This window comes from Salmonirosea aquatica, from assembly GCF_009296315.1.
Taxonomy (GTDB): Bacteria; Bacteroidota; Bacteroidia; order Cytophagales; family Spirosomataceae; genus Salmonirosea; species Salmonirosea aquatica.
In genome coordinates, this window is sequence record NZ_WHLY01000002.1 from 2,251,024 (window position 1) to 2,269,222 (window position 18,199).

Consider the following 18,199-nt stretch of genomic DNA (forward strand, 5'->3'; position numbering starts at 1 on the left):
GTAAGAAATCGTTTTTTTGAAAGGGGAATTTTTAATTTTAATTTTGACGAAAATCGTTTTTAAACGTAACTTAACCCAGAATATTTGCCCGAGTGGTATTACCAAAATGCTATGCTTCTAAACGAAACCTTACCGGAAAATAGTGTATTCAGCGTCGAGAAAGTACTTACGGACTATCGGATTGCCTGCGAAAGCCGACAGGTAAGCCTGCTGGGACGGAAGGACGTGATGGGCGGTAGGGCGAAATTCGGAATCTTTGGCGACGGTAAGGAAGTAGCTCAGCTTGCGCTGGCCCACGTGTTCCAGCGGGGAGACTTCCGGTCGGGATATTATCGCGATCAGACCATTGAAGCGGCCTTAGGGAATTTGACCTGGACACAGTTTTTTGCGCAGCTATACGCTCATCCTGACCTGCACCACGAGCCGCACACCGGAGGCCGCTCCATGAATGGCCACTATGCCACCCGCTGGCTCGACGAAAACGGCAAATGGATAGACCAGACCCAACTTTATAATTCCGTATGTGACATTTCGCCTACCGCCGGGCAGATTCCCCGTTCGCTGGGACTGGCCTACGCCTCCAAACTCTATCGACTCAACAAAGACCTTCAGTACCTTACCACTTTTTCCCATAAAGGTAACGAAATCGTGTTTGCCACGATCGGCGACGCCTCTACGTCGCAGGGTATGTTCTGGGAGACCATGAACGCGGCCGGCGTGCTACAGGTACCCCTGCTGATGTCGGTCTGGGACGATGGCTATGGAATATCGGTGCCGATTGAATACCAGACGACTAAAAGCAGCATTTCCAAAGCATTGGCCGGACTCCAGCGCGAACCCCACGAAGACGGTGTAGAAATAATCACTGTAAAAGGGTGGGACTACCCGGCCCTGGTAGAAACCTACCAACGAGCGGCTGAACTCTGCCGCAGCCAACAGATACCCGTACTGGTGCACGTACAGGAATTGACCCAGCCCCAGGGGCATTCTACTTCGGGTTCGCACGAACGCTACAAAGGGGACGCGCGACTGCTGTGGGAAGCCGAGCATGACTGTAATCTGCGGTTCAAGGAGTGGATTCTTGAAAATGGCTATGCTGCTTCCGAAGAACTGGAAGCGATTGAAAATGAGGCAAAGGAAACCGCCCGGGAGGCCCGCAATGAGGCTTGGAAAGCCTATCGACAGCCCATCGAGGACGATTTGAAAGACGTGCAGCTGCTGCTCGAAAATGCAACCCGGGAAAGCAGCCACCATACGGACGATCTTAAGGATAGCATCAACGATTTAAACAGAGCGCATTATCCCATTCGGCGCGACATCGTAATGGCAGTTCGTAAGGCCTTGAGAGCCCTGCGCGATGAACCGATTGCCACTGTACCACCTCTGAAGGAGTGGCTGCACGGGGAGTTGCTTCGCAATGAAAAACGCTTCAGTGCTCACCTATACAGCGAATCCGACGAATCGCCCCTGCGGGTTGAATCCATCCCGCCTACCTACTCGGAAGATGGCCCGACAGTCGATGGGCGCGAAGTGATCCGCGCTTATTTCGATATTTTGTTTGCCCGTGATCTGCGGGTGGTAGCCCTGGGTGAAGATGTGGGGCATATTGGTGACGTGAATCAGGGGATGGCGGGCCTACAGGAAAAGTATGGCGAAATACGCATTACTGATACAGGCATTCGTGAGACCACCATTATCGGCCAGGGAATCGGCCTGGCGATGCGCGGACTACGGCCTATCGTCGAAATCCAGTATTTCGACTACGTGTTTTATACTCTGGCTACCCTGACCGACGATTTGGCCACCCTGCGCTTCCGCACGGCGGGCGGGCAGAAGGCTCCGCTCATCATCCGTACGCGGGGCCACCGCCTCGAAGGCATCTGGCATTCAGGTTCGCCCATGGGAGCCATGCTGGGCAGCTTGCGCGGCTTACATATCGTAGTACCCCGTAATTTCACGCAGGCGGCAGGATTGTACAACACTTTGATGCAGGGCGACGATCCCGCGCTGGTTGTGGAACCTCTGAATGCCTACCGCCTCAAGGAGAAACTACCCGACAATCTGGGCGAATACACGGTTCCTCTTGGGCAGCCCGAGCTCCTAAGGGAAGGTACCGACCTCACCATTGTCACCTACGGCTCCATGTGCCGCATCGTGTTGGAAGCCGCTTCTCAGCTGGCCAGCCTGGGCATCGAAACCGAAGTGATCGATGTACAGACTCTGCTCCCCTTCGACCTGGATCAACGTATTGTGAAGTCCATTCAGAAAACTAACCGGGTGATTTTTGCAGACGAAGATTTACCCGGTGGTGCTTCGGCCTTCATGATGCAACAGGTACTGGAAGTACAAAATGCCTACCGCTGGCTTGATTCTGCTCCCCAGACAATCTCCGCCAAAGAGCACCGCCCATCGTACGGATCCGATGGCGACTATTTTTCCAAACCGAATGTAGAGGATGTGGTAGAAGCGGCCTATGCCCTTCTTCATGAAGCCGAGCCGCACCATTTTCCGAATTACCTGTAGCCAGGGTACCTGCTATGTACGCACGTTTTGGCAAACGGATGCTTGACCTGGCGGTGTCGTTCCTATTGCTGGTTTTACTTTCTCCTTTCCTGGTACTTATTACGCTTTTTCTGGCGGTAGCCAATGGAGGCAAACCTTTTTTCCGGCAAGAGCGACCCGGACAGAACGGCCGTATTTTTACGGTAATAAAATTCAAAACCATGAACGACCGCCGCGATGCCGCCGGGCAGCTCTTGTCCGACGCCGAACGGTTGACCCGGATTGGTAAATTCGTGCGCAGAACCTCGCTCGACGAACTCCCCCAACTCTGGAACGTACTGCGGGGCGACATGAGTTTGATTGGGCCGAGGCCTTTGCTGGTCGAGTATTTGCCTTTGTACAATAAAACCCAGCGAAAGCGCCACGATGTGCGTCCTGGTATTACCGGTTGGGCTCAGGTCAACGGCCGCAATACTCTGGGCTGGACTGATAAATTTGCCCATGACGTATGGTACGTCGAACACCTTTCGCTGGGTTTGGACGTAAGGATCGTATTTTTAACTTTGGCAAAAATAATCCGGAGTGAAGGAATAACGTCCGAAACCTCAGCGACCATGGAGAAATTCAGGGGAGGATAGAGGGAGATGCCGACAGCGTCGCAAGCGGCAAATTATCAACTCAACATTCACGAAGTTCAACAACGATGCTGCTATACGGTGCCAGTGGCCATGCCAAGGTGATTCTGTCGATATTGGAAGCTAACGGACAGCGCGTGACGGCCATCTTTGATGATGATCCGGAGAAGAAATTGCTCGAACGAATTCCGGTGATAGGTACCTATGATCCGAAGCATGAACCGACAGCTCCGCTGATTATTTCCATTGGCTACAATGCTGTCCGTAGACAAATCGCCCGCCACATTCAGCATGTTTTTGGAACGGCTATTCATCCAACTGCTCTGGTTGACACGAACGTTACCGTAGGTGAAGGTAGCGTGATCATGCAAGGTGCCATTGTGCAGGTAGGTACCTCAATGGGCAAGCACGTGATCGTAAATACCGGTGCTACAGTCGATCATGATTGTAAATTGGGGGATTTTGTTCATGTGGCTCCCGGCGTCACGCTTTGCGGTTCCGTTCAGGTAGGAGAAAATACACTAATTGGCGCGGGTAGCGTGGTAGCACCGAATCTTACCATCGGAGCCGACTGTCTTATTGCTGCGGGTAGCGTGGTCACCGTTTGTGTTCCCAACGGAGCAACGGTCCGCGGTAATCCCGCCCGAATCATCGCTACCTCATAATCAGCTCAAGCGCCCCCCATTAGTAGATTCATTCATCATTTACACTACCAATTTTGAACAACAAGATCTGGCTTTCTTCTCCGCACATGAGCGGGCGCGAAATCGCTTACGTGCAGCAAGCCTTCGATACGAACTGGATCGCGCCCCTTGGCCCACATGTCGATGGCTTCGAGCGAGAACTTTGCGACTACATAGGTACCCCACATGCGGCGGCTCTGTCGTCGGGTACGGCCGCCCTGCATTTAGCTTTAATTATGTTGGACGTAAAGAAAGACGACGTAGTGATGTGCCAGTCGTTTACCTTCTCTGCTTCGGCCAATCCGATCGTGTATCAGGGTGCTACACCCGTTTTTATCGACAGCGAGCGCGATACCTGGAACCTTTGTCCCGATGCCCTGGAAAAAGCACTCACATATTATACGGATAGAGGCAAAAAGCCAAAGGCAGTCATTGGGGTACATTTGTACGGGATGCCTGCCAAATTGCAAGAGGTACTGCAAATATGTGAAGACTTCGAGGTACCTTTTATTGAAGATGCCGCCGAAGCACTGGGATCGACCTATTATGGTCGAAAGGCGGGTTCTTTTGGAGCCATGTCAGTTCTGTCGTTCAATGGGAACAAAATCATCACGACTTCGGGTGGAGGAGCGCTACTGTCTAAAAACGAAGAATCCATCAGGCAGGCCCGGTTTCTGGCTATGCAGGCGCGTGATGCTGCACCCCATTACCAGCATTCACAAATCGGCTACAACTACCGCATGAGCAATGTGTGCGCGGGAATAGGCCGGGGCCAACTGGAAGTGATTGACGAGCGGGTAGCCCAACGCCGGGCTAATTTCGATTTTTACAAAGGTACCCTGGGTACCTTGCCGGGTATATCTTTTCAGGAAGAAGGCGAATGGAGTTTTTCCAACCGCTGGCTCAGTTGTATGACGGTATTTCCTCAACAAGCAGGCGGAATCACCCGCGAGCGCATCCGCCTGGCTTTGGAAAAAGAAAACATCGAGTCAAGGCCTCTCTGGAAGCCCATGCACCGGCAGCCGGTATTTTCAGAAGCCCCCTATTTTGGTGGTAAGGTAGCGGAATCGCTGTTTGAACATGGACTGTGCCTACCCTCCGGTTCTAATCTGAGTGAGTTGGACTTGCAGCGAATTGCCGAATGCATCAAAGACCAGTTTTCCTAATCATCGCGAAGGCCCGGATCAATTAGATCCGGGCCTTCGCGCTAGTTCATCTCAAAAGTGAGAATTCTTTACAGCGATTTCGTCACGCTTTTGCCAATACCAATCAGCGCTTCGGGTGTCTGATACCCGATTACCTTTTTGACAATTTTTCCATTTGGCTCAATAAAGAACAAGGTAGGGTAAGCTTCTAAAGGAAACAGGCGGGCGAGTTGCAGGCCTTCGCCCCGCTCCATATCTACCTTGACGTTGATAAAATTCTTGTTGAACAATTCGCCCACATCAGGACGGGTGAATACATTCTTTTGCAACAGTTTACAAGGTCCACACCAGCTGGCGTAGGCATCCAGAAATATGATTTTATTTTCCGCTTTCGCTTTTTTCACCACAGTTGCCCAGGCTGCGTCTGTAAACTGAATTCCTTCACTTTCGGTGGGCCTTGCTTTTTTGTCTTTCCCCCCGTCGGCCCATCCTCCGCCGGTGGTCAGCAATATCAATCCCCCTACCCAGAATACCTTGTGAAACCTTTTCATTATGGTTATTTTAGTGATACATGATCAAGCACGTACATAACGTAAAGTAATGCGATTTTCGTTTCGCTCGAAAAATTTTCATCCCTTTTCTAGAAAAAAACCAACTGGCTGACGCACAAGACAGGTTGGCCAGGCATTGTCTAAAAAGCCCTATCTTTGCACGCTCAAAACTTAAGCGCCCTGCCATGACTATCCAGACCGCCAGCTACGTAACCAGCAATACCGATTACCGGCTGTGCCCGCCCCCTACCTTACCCGAATACGCCTTCATCGGGCGTTCCAATGTGGGCAAGTCATCGCTCATCAACATGCTCACCCAGCGCAAAGGACTGGCCAAAACCTCGCAAACTCCGGGCAAAACGCAGCTTATCAATCATTTTCTGGTGGATGATGCCTGGTACCTGGTCGATTTGCCAGGGTATGGTTACGCCAAGATCAGCAAGTCCGAGCGGGCCAAGTGGGAGCATATGATTTATGAGTACCTTCGCTATCGGCCAAACCTGGTATGTACTTTCGTGCTGGTGGATAGCCGCCATCCTCCCCAAAAGGTAGATATGGAGTTCATCGAGCAGCTCGGCGAAGAAGGCATCCCTTTTCATCTGGTCTTCACCAAAGCCGACAAAGTAAAAAACCACGAACTGCCTGAAAAGGTCGCCAGCTATCAGGAAAAACTGCTGGAAACGTGGGAAGAATTGCCGTTATCCTTTGTGACCTCGGCCGAAAAAGGGCAAGGACGTGATCCTTTACTGGAAACAATACAAACCTACAACGACGCGTTTCTAAGTTCAGAAAGCGCTTAGTTGCTTAGCCGCTGATCTTTGCGTTACTTTGCGGCTCTTTTCTGGAAACAGAAAGCGAATCTGTTAAATTTTTTGTGTAGATAGACTAAAACCTGGAATGGAAATACTAAAAGAGATTGCCAATGTGTCAGGCAAGAGTGGCCTGTATCGTATCCTGAAGCCGAGTCGCTCGGGTGTTATTGTGGAAAGCCTGGATGGAAAGAAGGAAAAAACGATGATCGGGGCCAGTGCGCGGGTGTCGGTGCTTAAGGATGTATCCATTTTTGTGGTAGGCAAACAGGATTCAGTGCCTCTTTCGGATGTATTCATGAATATCAAGAATATTCATGGTGATAAGGTAGAGATTTCTATTAAAGAAGCTTCCGATAAAGACCTGATCGAATTTTTAGATAAAGTACTTCCTGAGTTTGACCGGGAACGCGTGTACGTATCTGACATCAAGAAAATCATTTCCTGGTACAATACGATTTCGGAGAATTATCCCGGCGCCTTTGAAGAAGAGGAATCAAAAAAAACTATCGTAGCCAGTCAAAAGAGCGAAGAAACAGCCACGGAATAGCGCAACTGTTGTTTCATTGTATGGTCCATACCCCGCGAGTATTTGCGGGGTTTCTTTATTTTTGCAATTCAGCTTCCCGCCCCGTTTGTGAGCAATCCCACCCCCATACATCTTAACTCCTACATCGATCACACGCTGCTTAGCCCCATCGCCAGCGAAACGGACATTCGCAAGTTGTGTGAGGAAGCATGGCTACATGCATTCAAGGCAGTGTGTATAGCCCCTACTTATGTACGCTATACCCGGGAGATGCTTGAATTTTGTCCCATTCCGATTGAAATTGCTACGGTGGTCGGATTTCCCCTGGGTTATGCTACAACCAGCACTAAACTTCATGAAGCCGAAAATGCTCTGCGCGACGGAGCTACTGAGTTGGACGTGGTAATGAATCTGGCACAATTCAAGTCCATAGCCTACCTTAGCGTGCAGGACGAACTACGCCAGCTCATAGAATTAGCCCATGCCAGCCACACGCTTGTAAAGGTGATTATCGAGACTGCCTATCTGGATCAGTTTGAACTCCACACGGCCTGTGAAATTTGTGCGGAAGCGCAGGCTGATTTTGTCAAAACTTCCACAGGCTTTGCTCCTGCGGGTGCCGACCCTGCTACCATAGCCTTACTACGCGAGCTACTACCTGAGTCAATAAGGATCAAGGCTTCAGGTGGCATTCGCACCCACGAGCAGGCAATGGCATTGATTGAGGCGGGTGCCAGCCGGCTGGGGACGTCAGCCGGCGTATCTCTAATGAGCAAAGCATGAAACGGGTTTTGCTACTTAGCACCGTGCATCCATTCGCCGATCCCCGCATCGTGTATAAAATCGCACCCGCCCTGGCCCGGCGGTATGAGGTCATGCTGGCGCTACCTGGTTTGCTTTCGCCTGGTCAGACGGGCGTGAGGACCTCGGTAAAACTACCCCGCTTTCGCCAGTTATTATTTCGGCTACTTTTTTGCCATCCCGTCGTACTTTGGAAATGCCTGCGGTTTCGCCCCGACGTGGTACACATCTTTGTTCCTGAACTAATCCCCCTGGCATTTGTCTTCCGATTTTTCGGAGCCCGCATTGTCTATGAAATTCAGGAGAATCTTTACAAAAAGTTTGCCCTGAAACGCTACAACAACGAATTCATATTCAGATATTTTTTTCACCTTTTCGACCATCTGGCCCGACGAAACTTTTACTGTATTCTTACTGAAGATGCTTACCGGGATGAGTATCGGAAATTGAGGTACCCCTCCGCCATAATTCATAATTATGCGGCACTGCCTTTTCTGGATAGCCTGCCCGTACCCTCCAAGCCCCTTACCGACCGTCCTTTTTTTATTTACAGTGGCGTCATTTCCCTTGAAAGGTCATTCGATATCTTAGTAGCTGCGGTAGCGCTGCTTGTCAAGACTTGCCCTGAAGTTCAGATTCACCTGTTCGGTCCCATCCGATTTTCAGAAGGAGAGATGGAATTGTTGCCGCACTTCAAAACAATTCAACCGAATCTGGTTTTTTATGGCTATACTGATCAGCGCGTTGCCCTTGCACAGGCTCACAAGGCGATCGCCGGCCTCGCGCTGCTCAAACCCGTAGGAGATTATCCCGATTCCTATACTACTAAGCTTTTTGAGTACATGGCGCTCAGGATTCCGGTCATCACTTCGGATTTTCCTCTGTATCAGCAGGTAGTCGAAAAACATCGGTGCGGTTTTTGTGTATCTCCCTATGATGCTCCGGCCCTAGCTGAAAGAATGCAGGAGTTGGTGGCGGATCCGGCAGAGCGGCAAATAATGGGCGAAAGAGGCCGTGAGGCCGTGAAAAATAAGTATAATTGGCAGAGTGAGGAGCGGATTCTTATGGAGTATTACCGTACTATACTTGGTGAAGCTCCTTTGGCCGAGCCAAGATTTTGATTATCAATAATTTTAACAGAAATATTTTAATACTTTATTGAATTGTTCAAATATTTAGTACCATGCTTTCTACGAAATATTTAACTTTCGGAAGTATTCTTGCGTATCGTTTCGAATAGCCATCCAATCTACTATGTATATTAACCGGGTGAGTCATTACCTGCCAAGCGAAATAATTGGTAATGAATATTTTACTGAATTAAATAACCTTTCCAGTGAGTGGATCGTAGAACGTACGGGTATCAGCGAACGCCGGAAGGCAGGCGATGGCGAAAACACCAATACCATGGCCATCGACTCAGTCAAAAGTCTGCTTGAAACGATTCCGTACAGCAAGAATGAGATTGATCTGATCGTAGGAGCTACGTATACGCCTTATGATACGATCGTATCCCCTGCACATGCCGTGCAGCATTTTCTGGAAATACCGGATATACCCGTCGTGTCGGTTTCGTCGGCCTGCTCGTCGCTACTCAATGCTATTGAACTGGTAGAGGGGTACTTTGCTATGAAGAAAGCCACCCGGGCTTTGGTGGTTGTGTCTGACCATAACACTGCCTACTACAACGAACGGGATACCATTTCGGGGCATTTGTGGGGCGACGGGGCATCGGCGCTACTGATTTCTAAAGAGCGACAAACCGATTCCGATCTTTTTATTCGTAAATTGATTACCGGAGGTGCGGCCACAAGCGGAAAAGCAATTGAAGCCGTAGTGCTACGGCCCAACGAGCGAGGCGTGGTGATGCCTTATGGCCGGGATGTGTTCCAGAATGCCTGCACCTACATGCCTAAAGTAAGCCAGCAGGTACTGCAAGCCTGTGGTCTGACCATTGCCGATATCGACTACCTGATCCCTCACCAGGCCAATCACCGCATCAGCCTCAATGTAATAGGTACCCTGGGCATTTCAGAAGACAAACTGCTTTCGAACATCCAGCGGCTGGGCAACACCGGCTGCGCAGGCTGTGCCATTGCACTATCTGAAAACTTCGATCGTTTTGAAAAAGGACAGCGGCTCGTCGTGACGGTCTTTGGCGGGGGTACTCCTATGGGGCCATGCTTATCGAGGTGTGATTGATTTCCATAGCCTGTCTAGATAATTCGTTTTAAAATCAAGGTAGTAAATACCAGGCTTCCCTTCCGGTTTACCACGAGGTCAATGGCTTTCCCTTCCTTGCGTTGGAGAAGTTTATAAATTTCAGTCATATTGAGTTCACTCGCCGAAGAATTGCCAATAAACATCAGTCGGTCGTCTTTCTGCAAGCCGGCAGCGTCGGCGGGCGAATCTTCTATTACCTTATCAACGTAGTACTCATTGAATTTTTCGCCTTTAGCCCGCAAATCCATTCCACTCATATCATGTTCGAAGGTTTCCTTCATGGCTTTTCGGATGGGCTTCAAGACCATGTATCGATCGGGGTAATTGATCGTCACCCGAAACCGCCGCAGTAGCTCTCCTCCAACATTCCCCTCGCGCCCTGTATTGGGCCCTAACTTTCCCCCAAAAGAAAGACTATCGGGAAAAGACGTCACAACGTCTGAAAGGTTATATCCCCCAATCTTAATACCTTTTAAGCGCCCCAGGGAACCACTGATTTTACCCGATAGACCAATCCCCAATTGTACGTCAATGGTCGTATCTGGCAAGGGAATATGCGTCGAATAGGTATTCAGCATCACGGCATGGCCTGCCCCGGTATCCAACAGTAGTTTTACTTTTTGTTCCCCCCCTTTACCGCGAATGGTAACATCTTCAATGTATGGCTTCCTATCTACCAGATCCAAGGGTACCAACGCTCCTTTTTTAGGCCGGTATTTATAGTACTCGGGAAGCTGAAGCAGAACTTCACGATGCCGAAAATCAATAGTCACCACGAATCTTTCGAAGAGTTCGTAGCCGATCAGACCATTGATGGGCGTGCCGATCAGTTCTGACAGCTTCAATACATCCTTTTGCAATACGACCAGGTTGTGGTTAAACGTACGGGCAAATCCTACCCGCAATGTGTTGCCGATACTGACCTGGGCTTCCATGGTACTGTCCTGACCGACGCCATCGAGCCTGATCGCACGCACAAATTGGGAATTAATGTAGGGAGTCACTGTCGGATCGGTAATGATCGTGGAACCTACACCCGTATCAAGAATAAAATGGAGGGTATCCGAATTGTTTATGCAGGCTGGAATGATGATTAAATTGGCGTGCAGCTCGAACGGAATACGGGTGCTTCGGCGTTTTTGTATGAGATGAAAGCCAAAACGCTTCGCCTGTGCCTTTGTTTCCAAAGGACCGGAAGTAAGGGTAAGCATTAGGGCAAAGAGTAGAATTATTTTCATTCTCACGGCTGAACAAAGCTCCACAATTTGCAAAAATTTTCCCTGAAATTGCTACTTTCTATCCACAAAGATGCCGCAACGGCAGGGTAGAAACACAAGTTTCTTTCCCACCGTTGCGGCATCTCACCGAATTCTGTTTTTTCTACTTAGTTAGGCTCAGGGACCGAGTAGCGAATCGGTTTCCATGTATTATTCGATGGTTTTACATCCGGCAACTGATTATCAGGATCAATTTTCACCGAACGGAGGGGCTGCTGCGTATCGGTCCGAAAAGTCCAGCTTCCTCCACGCTGCCAAATCTCCACAGGCAGCGTCACCCGGGTCTTATTTCCATTGGCTTCTTCCATTTCTACGGTTGCAGGCATGGCCAGTTGGTCCAGATTTTCGATCGTGATTAGCGCTCCCTTCTGGGGGTTCTGTTCCACATACGCTACGTCCTTTACGCTTTGGTCAAGTTTGTAATTTTCAAAAAACCAGCCTTTCCAAAACCAGCCCAGATCCTCGCCAGCGGCATCTTCCATAGTACGGAAGAAATCGTATGGCGTAGGGTGCTTAAACGCCCAACGCTTCACATATTCCCGGAATGCATAGTCAAAGCGATCTTTCCCAAGTATCTGCTCGCGCATCATTCTGAGGCCGATACCCGGCTTGTAATAGGCTTCAATTCCCAGGTTGTTAGCTCTTATCACATCAGGGATGGCCATAATGGGATCATCGCCGGGTGGATATAAGGCCGGTGCAATACGGTGCTGGTCGCTCATCTGATTGCTCTTGTACTCGCCGCTGTTAAATGCATCCGTTGAGAGGAAATTAATAAATGTGTTGAATCCTTCGTCCATCCAGGCATATTTGCGCTCGTTGCTACCCACAATCATCGGGAACCAGTTATGGCCGAACTCGTGGTCGGTTACGCCCCACAGGCTAGCCCCGCGGTCGGAATGGGAACAGAATACAATACCCGGATACTCCATACCTCCTACAATCCCTGCCACATTGGTAGCTACAGGGTAGGTAAACTCATATACGTAGTTGGAATAGAATTCAATGCACGCTTTCACATACTCCGTAGAACGCCCCCAGCCCTTTTCACCCCCGTCTTCAACGGGGTAGGCCGATTGGGCCAGTGCGGTTTTGCCGCTGGGTAGGTTCATGCGTGCGGCATCCCATACAAAAGCCTTGGATGTGGCCCAGGCCACATCGCGGCTTTGCTGGCATCGGAAACGCCACGTCAAGGTACCCGACTGTTTGGGACGTGATTCCGCGTTGGTCACTTCCTCAGCCGTACGGATCATAACGGTCTGGTCGCTTTTGGCGGCCTGCTCAAGACGGTTCCGTTGCTCTTTAGTAAGTACCTCGCTGGCATTGATCAATTCGCCCGAACCTACCACGATATGATCCCAGGGGACAGTCACAGCGTATTCAAAATCGCCGTATTCCAGGTAAAACTCGCCAGCCCCCAGGTAGGGCAACACGTTCCAACCTTCGATATCGTCGTAGACGCACATCTTAGGGTACCATTGCGCTATTTCATATATAATTCCATTTTTGGTTTCCAGGGTACCCATGCGATCGGAACCATAGGGAGGAATTATGAAGGAGTACCCTACCTTGATTTTAATAACATCCCCGTTGGCCTTCAGCGGATCCTTCAAGCGGATCTGCATTCGGGTGTCGTTGATGATATACTGCGCGTCCACGGCTTTGCCTTTACCCTGCTGCACAGTAACAAAGGTAATCTTGTCGCCTCCGGCAAATCCGATATTCCCAAAGCGTCCCCCCGTAATCGGCGTTGTGCGGCCTCCGCGCGAGGTATCGCTAAAGGCATTTTGTTCAAGCTGTAGCCACAAAAATTTCAGATCTTCAGGACTATTGTTCTTATACGTGATTTCCACATCACCCGAAAGGGTCGAGGCAGCTTCGTCGAGGGCGATGTTGATTTTGTAATCGGCCCGATTTTGCCAATAGCGGGGCCCTGGCGAGCCACCCGCAGTACGATACTCGTTACCGGGCTGGAAATTAAGCAAGGGATTGAATAGGACGTGGGCGTCATAGGCCGACTTCGTGGCCTCCTGGGCAAAGGTGCTTAGGCTCGCCAATAGCCAAAAAGCCATGAATCCTAAGCGAACAAATGAGTGCTTCATTATTTATAAATTGGTGAATGGTACTTTACTTAACGAGGGAATTGGCCTTTTTGTAATTTTATGTAGAAAAATTATTGGCTAGCCGATGGCTCAGGCCTCTCCGCCCGGACCGCCAAAACTCATCGGAAAATTGAAATGCGAGCCGTCGTCATTGCTATTTTGAATAGGCCCGTGCATATCTTCAAACTTGCGAATATTGTCTTTTAGCGCTTCCAGCAGTCTTTTGGCATGTTCTGGCGTAATAATAATGCGCGCTTTTACTTTGGCTTTAGGTACCCCCGGCATCAGCCGAATGAAATCCAGAATAAATTCGCTGTTGGAGTGCGCAATCATGGCCAGGTTCGAGTATACGCCTTCGGCCAGTTCTTCGGGCAGCTCCACGTTGATCTGCTGTTCTGATTCTTGGTTTTTGTTTTCCATGATTGAGTTTTTTTGACAAATATAGAAAAACGCAAGGCAACGAACTTGATACCAAACTTTTACATTCAGAAAAAAGCCGGCCCCTCTGAGGGGCCGGCTTCAAAACTATCCATTATCCGAATTGTTTAAGCCAGTTCGCGTTTTTTGCGAGAGGCTCTTTCCCGGGAATCCGTGAGGGCATCGAACTCTTCCTTCGAGCCTACCAGCAGATTCACGTATTTGCGCATTCCAGTACCAGCTGGGATCAGGTGACCTACAATCACGTTCTCTTTCAGACCTTGCAGTTCGTCGCGCTTACCACGGACAGCCGCTTCGCTGAGTACCTTAGTGGTTTCCTGGAAGGACGCCGCCGATACAAAGCTTTCGGTACCCAATGATGCCTGTGTGATCCCCATTAGCGTGGGCTTCGCCACAGCGGGCTGAGCATCACGGGCCTTCACCAGTTTCAGGTCGCGGCGCTTGAGGCTGGAATTCTCATCACGCAGACGGCGTACCGTTACAATCATCCCCGGCTTCAGAACTTCGGAATCACCCGACTCCTCCACTACCTTCATATTTAGAATCTTATCGTTATCCTCGCGGAATACCCAACGATCTACGGGCTGCATTTCGAGGAAGTTCGTATCGCCGGCATCCAGGATTTCTACTTTCTGCATCATCTGGCGCACGATACATTCAATGTGCTTATCGTTGATCTTTACACCTTGCAAGCGATACACTTCCTGAATCTCGTTCACCAGGTACTCTTGTACGGCGGTTGGTCCCTTGATCGAGAGAATGTCAGCCGGTGTAATGGCACCGTCCGAAAGCGGATCACCCGCTTTCACAAAGTCACCGTCCTGTACCAGAATATGCTTCGACAGTGTCACCATATAGCGGCGCTGCACGCCATCCTTCGACTCGATCATGATTTCGCGGTTACCACGTTTTACGCCGCCGTAGCTTACCACACCGTCGATTTCGCTGACGGTAGCAGGATTGGACGGGTTACGGGCTTCGAAAAGTTCCGTTACGCGGGGCAGACCACCCGTAATGTCACGGGTTTTGCCCACAACACGAGGTATCTTGGCCAGCGGCTGACCCGATTTGACTTTTACGCCATTCTTCACTACCAAACGGGCTCCAACGGGTAGGTTGTAGAACTTCTCAGTTTGATCCTTGAGAAGCTTACTTTTCCCTTTCACCACCACGGCGGGGTTTTTGGTTTTATCCCGGGTATCGATGATTACTGCCTCCTGGAAACCAGTCTGCTCGTCAAATTCTTCACGGTAGGTGATTCCCTCCTCTATGGCATCGAACTCAACCGATCCGTCGAACTCTGAAAGGATTACGGCATTGTAAGGATCCCAGGTACAGATTTCCTGTCCTTTGAAAACGGTATCCCCATCCTTCACGCTCAGGTGCGCTCCATAGGGTACGTTGTTGGCAATAAGCAGCTGCTTGGTTTCGGGATGCACGATCCGAACCTCGCCTGAGCGGCCCATCACGACCGTAATAGGATCACCTTCGCTGTTTGTGGATTCCACAAGACGCAGATCCTCAAACTGAATAAGTCCTTCAAACTTCGCCTTGATGTTGGCATCTACGGCGATATTGGACGCGGTACCACCCACGTGGAAAGTACGTAGGGTAAGCTGGGTACCTGGCTCTCCGATCGACTGCGAGGCAATTACGCCTACGGCTTCGCCGATGTCAACCATGCGGGCCGAGGCAAGGCTACGTCCATAACACTTCGCACACACGCCATTGCGGGTTTCGCAAGTAAGTACCGAGCGGATTTCCACGCTTTCGATGCTGGTTTCATCAATATAGGTAGCAATTTCTTCGGTAATCTCCTGGCCAGATTCGAGAATCATTTCGCCCGACAAAGGATCGAATACATCGTGAACGCTGACACGGCCCAGAATCCGCTCAGATAGCGGCTCGACGATATCCTCGTTGTCTTTCAAAGCCGAAATCTGGATACCTCGCAGGGTTTCGCAGTCGTTTTCCACCACTACCACGTCTTGCGCCACATCATGCAAACGGCGGGTCAGGTACCCGGCGTCGGCTGTTTTGAGAGCCGTATCGGCCAGACCTTTCCGTGCTCCGTGGGTCGAGATGAAATATTCAAGTACATCCAGCCCTTCCTTAAAGTTAGAAAGAATGGGGTTCTCGATAATCTCGCCGGCTCCGCCCGCCAGGTTCTTCTGCGGCTTGGCCATAAGACCTCGCATACCGCCCAATTGACGGATCTGCTCACGGGAACCACGGGCTCCGGAGTGCATCATCATGTAGATCGAGTTGAATCCACCCTGATCGGCTTCGAGCTGTTTCATCAGCGTTTCGGTGATCTTGGAATTCACCCGCGTCCAAATATCGATTACCTGATTGTAACGCTCGTTTTCCGTAATCAAACCCATCAGATAGTTGCTCCAGACTCCTTCAACATCGGCCTTAGCATCCTCGATCAGTTTTTCTTTTTCTACAGGTACCATCACATCGCTAAGCCCGATGGATAAGCCGCCCTTGAAAGCCATTTGGAAACCTAGCTCTTTAATATCGTCCAGGAACTGAGCTGTACGCGATACCCCAGCCAGTTTGAATACCTGACCAATGATCTGTTGCAGCTTTTTCTTGGTAAGCAACTCGTTGATATAACCTACTTCTTCCGGCACACTTTGATTAAACAAAATACGTCCGGCAACGGTATCGATTAGCTTCCGCTCAAAGGTACCATCCTCGTTCCGAACCCTCACGCGGCACTTGATATGGGCGTGTTTTGACACGTTCCCTTCATTGACCGCAATAATCACTTCATCGGGATTGGAGAATACCATTCCCTCCCCTATTATGGGATATTCGGGTGTATTGGTACGTCCTTTGGTCACGTAATAAAGTCCCAGTACCATGTCCTGCGAAGGTACCGTGATGGGCGCTCCATTGGCAGGGTTAAGAATATTGTGCGATGACAACATTAGCATGGAGGCTTCCAGTACTGCTTCCTGTCCGAGGGGTACGTGTACAGCCATCTGGTCACCGTCAAAGTCAGCGTTAAATGCCGTACATACCAAGGGGTGCAGCTGGATGGCTTTTCCTTCGATCAGTTTGGGCTGGAAAGCCTGAATACCCAAACGGTGTAGCGTTGGAGCCCGGTTCAGCAGCACAGGGTGACCTTTCAGTACATTTTCCAGGATGTCCCAGATTACGGGATCTTTGCGGTCAACGATTTTCTTCGCCGATTTTACGGTTTTGACAATACCCCGCTCTATTAACTTACGGATGATAAACGGCTTAAACAATTCTGCCGCCATATCTTTAGGTAAGCCACATTCGTGCAATTTCAGCTCAGGCCCAACCACAATAACCGAACGACCCGAATAGTCGACCCGCTTACCGAGTAGGTTTTGCCGGAAACGGCCCTGCTTACCCTTCAGCATATCCGAAAGCGATTTCAGGGCGCGATTCCCTTCAGAACGCACGGCATTCACTTTACGGCTATTATCGAAAAGCGAGTCCACGGCTTCCTGCAACATGCGCTTTTCGTTCCTCAGAATTACCTCGGGCGCTTTGATTTCGATCAAACGCTTCAAACGGTTGTTCCGAATGATAACCCGGCGGTACAAATCGTTTAAATCGGACGTAGCAAAACGACCACCATCCAGGGGAACCAATGGACGCAGTTCAGGTGGAATGACAGGTACCATCTTAATCACCATCCATTCAGGACGGTTCTCAATGCGGGTATTAGCGTCACGGAAGGCTTCCACTACTTTCAGACGTTTCAAAGCCTCCTGCTTCCGTTGTTGTGAAGTATCAGTAGCGGCCTGGTGGCGCAATTCGTAGGAGAGTTCATCCAGCTGGGTACGGCCCAATAGCATTTCCAGCGCCTCAGCGCCCATCTTGGCAATAAATTTATTGGGATCAGTATCGGGCAGCATCTGGTTCTCACGCGGCAATTTGTCCACGATGTCGAGGTACTCATCTTCCGTCAGGAAGTCCATGTAACTGATACCATCCTCTGCTTTGATACCGGCCTGTACTACGGCATACCGCTCGTAGTAGATGATCTGATCGAGTTTTTTGGTAGAAAGCCCCAGCAGGTACCCTATCTTATTGGGCAAGCTCCGGAAATACCAGATGTGAGCCACAGGAACTACTAGCTCTATGTGGCCCATGCGCTCGCGGCGTACCTTTTTTTCGGTCACTTCCACACCACAACGGTCGCAGATGATTCCTTTATAACGGATACGCTTATATTTTCCACAGTGACATTCCCAGTCCTTTACGGGACCAAAGATCCGTTCGCAGAACAAGCCACCCATTTCCGGCTTGTAAGTCCGGTAATTGATGGTTTCGGGCTGAGTCACTTCACCGTAGGAACTCTCGAGGATTGATTCCGGCGAGGCCAGGCTGATCGTGATGTTCAGGAAGTCACTGTTCAGTTTTTTGTTTTTCTTAAAAGACATATTGTTGATCTTAATGTTTGTGAATCAATAGTCTTAACCTGTTTTTTTCAAAGGAGAGATGAAAACCGGACCAG

At 50.0% G+C, this 18,199-nt stretch carries 13 protein-coding genes and 1 pseudogene; 9 read left to right on the plus strand and 5 right to left on the minus strand.

What is annotated here, in order from left to right; genetic code table 11:
- The first annotated feature begins 111 nt into the window (after nucleotides 1–111).
- The 4 genes from GBK04_RS10415 to GBK04_RS10430 all read left to right on the plus strand — a co-directional run bounded on the left by GBK04_RS10415 (nucleotide 112) and on the right by GBK04_RS10430 (nucleotide 4,986).
- Nucleotides 112–2,523, plus strand: a complete 2,412-nt coding sequence (locus GBK04_RS10415; protein ID WP_152759424.1) for an alpha-ketoacid dehydrogenase subunit alpha/beta — start codon at nucleotides 112–114, stop codon at nucleotides 2,521–2,523.
- A gap of 14 nt (nucleotides 2,524–2,537) precedes the next feature.
- The gene (locus tag GBK04_RS10420; protein WP_152759426.1) at nucleotides 2,538–3,140 is read left to right on the plus strand and encodes a sugar transferase; all 603 of its coding nucleotides are present in this window, start codon (nucleotides 2,538–2,540) and stop codon (nucleotides 3,138–3,140) included.
- 65 nt (nucleotides 3,141–3,205) lie between these two features.
- Nucleotides 3,206–3,802, plus strand: coding sequence for an acetyltransferase (locus tag GBK04_RS10425; protein WP_152759428.1), 597 nt, complete (start codon nucleotides 3,206–3,208; stop codon nucleotides 3,800–3,802).
- Nucleotides 3,803–3,855: 53 nt separating this feature from the next.
- Nucleotides 3,856–4,986, plus strand: a complete 1,131-nt coding sequence (locus GBK04_RS10430; protein WP_152759431.1) for a DegT/DnrJ/EryC1/StrS family aminotransferase — start codon at nucleotides 3,856–3,858, stop codon at nucleotides 4,984–4,986.
- Between the two features lie 68 nt (nucleotides 4,987–5,054).
- Here GBK04_RS10430 and GBK04_RS10435 read toward each other — a convergent pair whose 3' ends face one another.
- Nucleotides 5,055–5,516, minus strand: coding sequence for a thioredoxin family protein (locus GBK04_RS10435; protein WP_152759433.1), 462 nt, complete (start codon nucleotides 5,514–5,516; stop codon nucleotides 5,055–5,057).
- 185 nt (nucleotides 5,517–5,701) lie between these two features.
- Between GBK04_RS10435 and yihA the strand changes: the two genes are divergently transcribed.
- The 5 genes and pseudogenes from yihA to GBK04_RS10460 all read left to right on the plus strand — a co-directional run bounded on the left by yihA (nucleotide 5,702) and on the right by GBK04_RS10460 (nucleotide 9,853).
- Nucleotides 5,702–6,316, plus strand: coding sequence for a ribosome biogenesis GTP-binding protein YihA/YsxC (gene yihA / locus GBK04_RS10440; protein ID WP_152759435.1), 615 nt, complete (start codon nucleotides 5,702–5,704; stop codon nucleotides 6,314–6,316).
- 97 nt (nucleotides 6,317–6,413) lie between these two features.
- Entirely contained in the window at nucleotides 6,414–6,875 is a 462-nt protein-coding gene (locus tag GBK04_RS10445; protein WP_152759437.1) for a DUF5606 family protein, read from the plus strand.
- An 87-nt stretch (nucleotides 6,876–6,962) separates the two neighbouring features.
- A complete protein-coding gene (gene deoC / locus GBK04_RS10450) occupies nucleotides 6,963–7,637 on the plus strand; it encodes a deoxyribose-phosphate aldolase (protein ID WP_373330881.1) in 675 nt (224 codons plus the stop codon).
- A complete protein-coding gene (locus tag GBK04_RS10455) occupies nucleotides 7,634–8,776 on the plus strand; it encodes a glycosyltransferase (RefSeq protein ID WP_152759441.1) in 1,143 nt (380 codons plus the stop codon). Before deoC ends, GBK04_RS10455 begins: the two co-directional genes overlap by 4 nt.
- A 133-nt stretch (nucleotides 8,777–8,909) precedes the next feature.
- Nucleotides 8,910–9,853 (plus strand): annotated as a pseudogene (locus GBK04_RS10460) (3-oxoacyl-ACP synthase III family protein).
- 18 nt (nucleotides 9,854–9,871) lie between these two features.
- Here GBK04_RS10460 and GBK04_RS10465 read toward each other — a convergent pair.
- The 4 genes from GBK04_RS10465 to rpoC form a co-directional block, all read right to left on the minus strand.
- Nucleotides 9,872–11,116, minus strand: a complete 1,245-nt coding sequence (locus tag GBK04_RS10465) for an aspartyl protease family protein (RefSeq protein ID WP_152759445.1) — start codon at nucleotides 11,114–11,116, stop codon at nucleotides 9,872–9,874.
- A 146-nt stretch (nucleotides 11,117–11,262) separates the two neighbouring features.
- Nucleotides 11,263–13,257 (minus strand): M1 family metallopeptidase, encoded by a 1,995-nt coding sequence (locus GBK04_RS10470; RefSeq protein ID WP_152759447.1) that lies wholly within the window; start codon nucleotides 13,255–13,257, stop codon nucleotides 11,263–11,265.
- A gap of 90 nt (nucleotides 13,258–13,347) precedes the next feature.
- Nucleotides 13,348–13,677: a DUF3467 domain-containing protein gene (locus GBK04_RS10475; protein WP_152759449.1), complete on the minus strand. Its 330-nt coding sequence runs from the start codon at nucleotides 13,675–13,677 to the stop codon at nucleotides 13,348–13,350.
- Nucleotides 13,678–13,802: 125 nt separating this feature from the next.
- Nucleotides 13,803–18,125: a DNA-directed RNA polymerase subunit beta' gene (rpoC, locus tag GBK04_RS10480; protein ID WP_152759451.1), complete on the minus strand. Its 4,323-nt coding sequence runs from the start codon at nucleotides 18,123–18,125 to the stop codon at nucleotides 13,803–13,805.
- Nucleotides 18,126–18,199: the final 74 nt, after the last annotated feature.

What these genes read in the sequence shown, in the direction of transcription:
- GBK04_RS10415 (WP_152759424.1), top strand. Translation starts at nt 112, where the DNA reads ATGCTTCTAAACGAAACCTTACCGGAAAATAGTGTATTCAGCGTCGAG.
- GBK04_RS10420 (WP_152759426.1), top strand. Translation starts at nt 2,538, where the DNA reads ATGTACGCACGTTTTGGCAAACGGATGCTTGACCTGGCGGTGTCGTTC.
- GBK04_RS10425 (WP_152759428.1), top strand. Translation starts at nt 3,206, where the DNA reads ATGCTGCTATACGGTGCCAGTGGCCATGCCAAGGTGATTCTGTCGATA.
- GBK04_RS10435 (WP_152759433.1), bottom strand. Translation starts at nt 5,516, where the DNA reads ATGAAAAGGTTTCACAAGGTATTCTGGGTAGGGGGATTGATATTGCTG.
- yihA (WP_152759435.1), top strand. Translation starts at nt 5,702, where the DNA reads ATGACTATCCAGACCGCCAGCTACGTAACCAGCAATACCGATTACCGG.
- GBK04_RS10445 (WP_152759437.1), top strand. Translation starts at nt 6,414, where the DNA reads ATGGAAATACTAAAAGAGATTGCCAATGTGTCAGGCAAGAGTGGCCTG.
- GBK04_RS10455 (WP_152759441.1), top strand. Translation starts at nt 7,634, where the DNA reads ATGAAACGGGTTTTGCTACTTAGCACCGTGCATCCATTCGCCGATCCC.
- GBK04_RS10465 (WP_152759445.1), bottom strand. Translation starts at nt 11,116, where the DNA reads ATGAAAATAATTCTACTCTTTGCCCTAATGCTTACCCTTACTTCCGGT.
- GBK04_RS10470 (WP_152759447.1), bottom strand. Translation starts at nt 13,257, where the DNA reads ATGAAGCACTCATTTGTTCGCTTAGGATTCATGGCTTTTTGGCTATTG.
- GBK04_RS10475 (WP_152759449.1), bottom strand. Translation starts at nt 13,677, where the DNA reads ATGGAAAACAAAAACCAAGAATCAGAACAGCAGATCAACGTGGAGCTG.
- rpoC (WP_152759451.1), bottom strand. Translation starts at nt 18,125, where the DNA reads ATGTCTTTTAAGAAAAACAAAAAACTGAACAGTGACTTCCTGAACATC.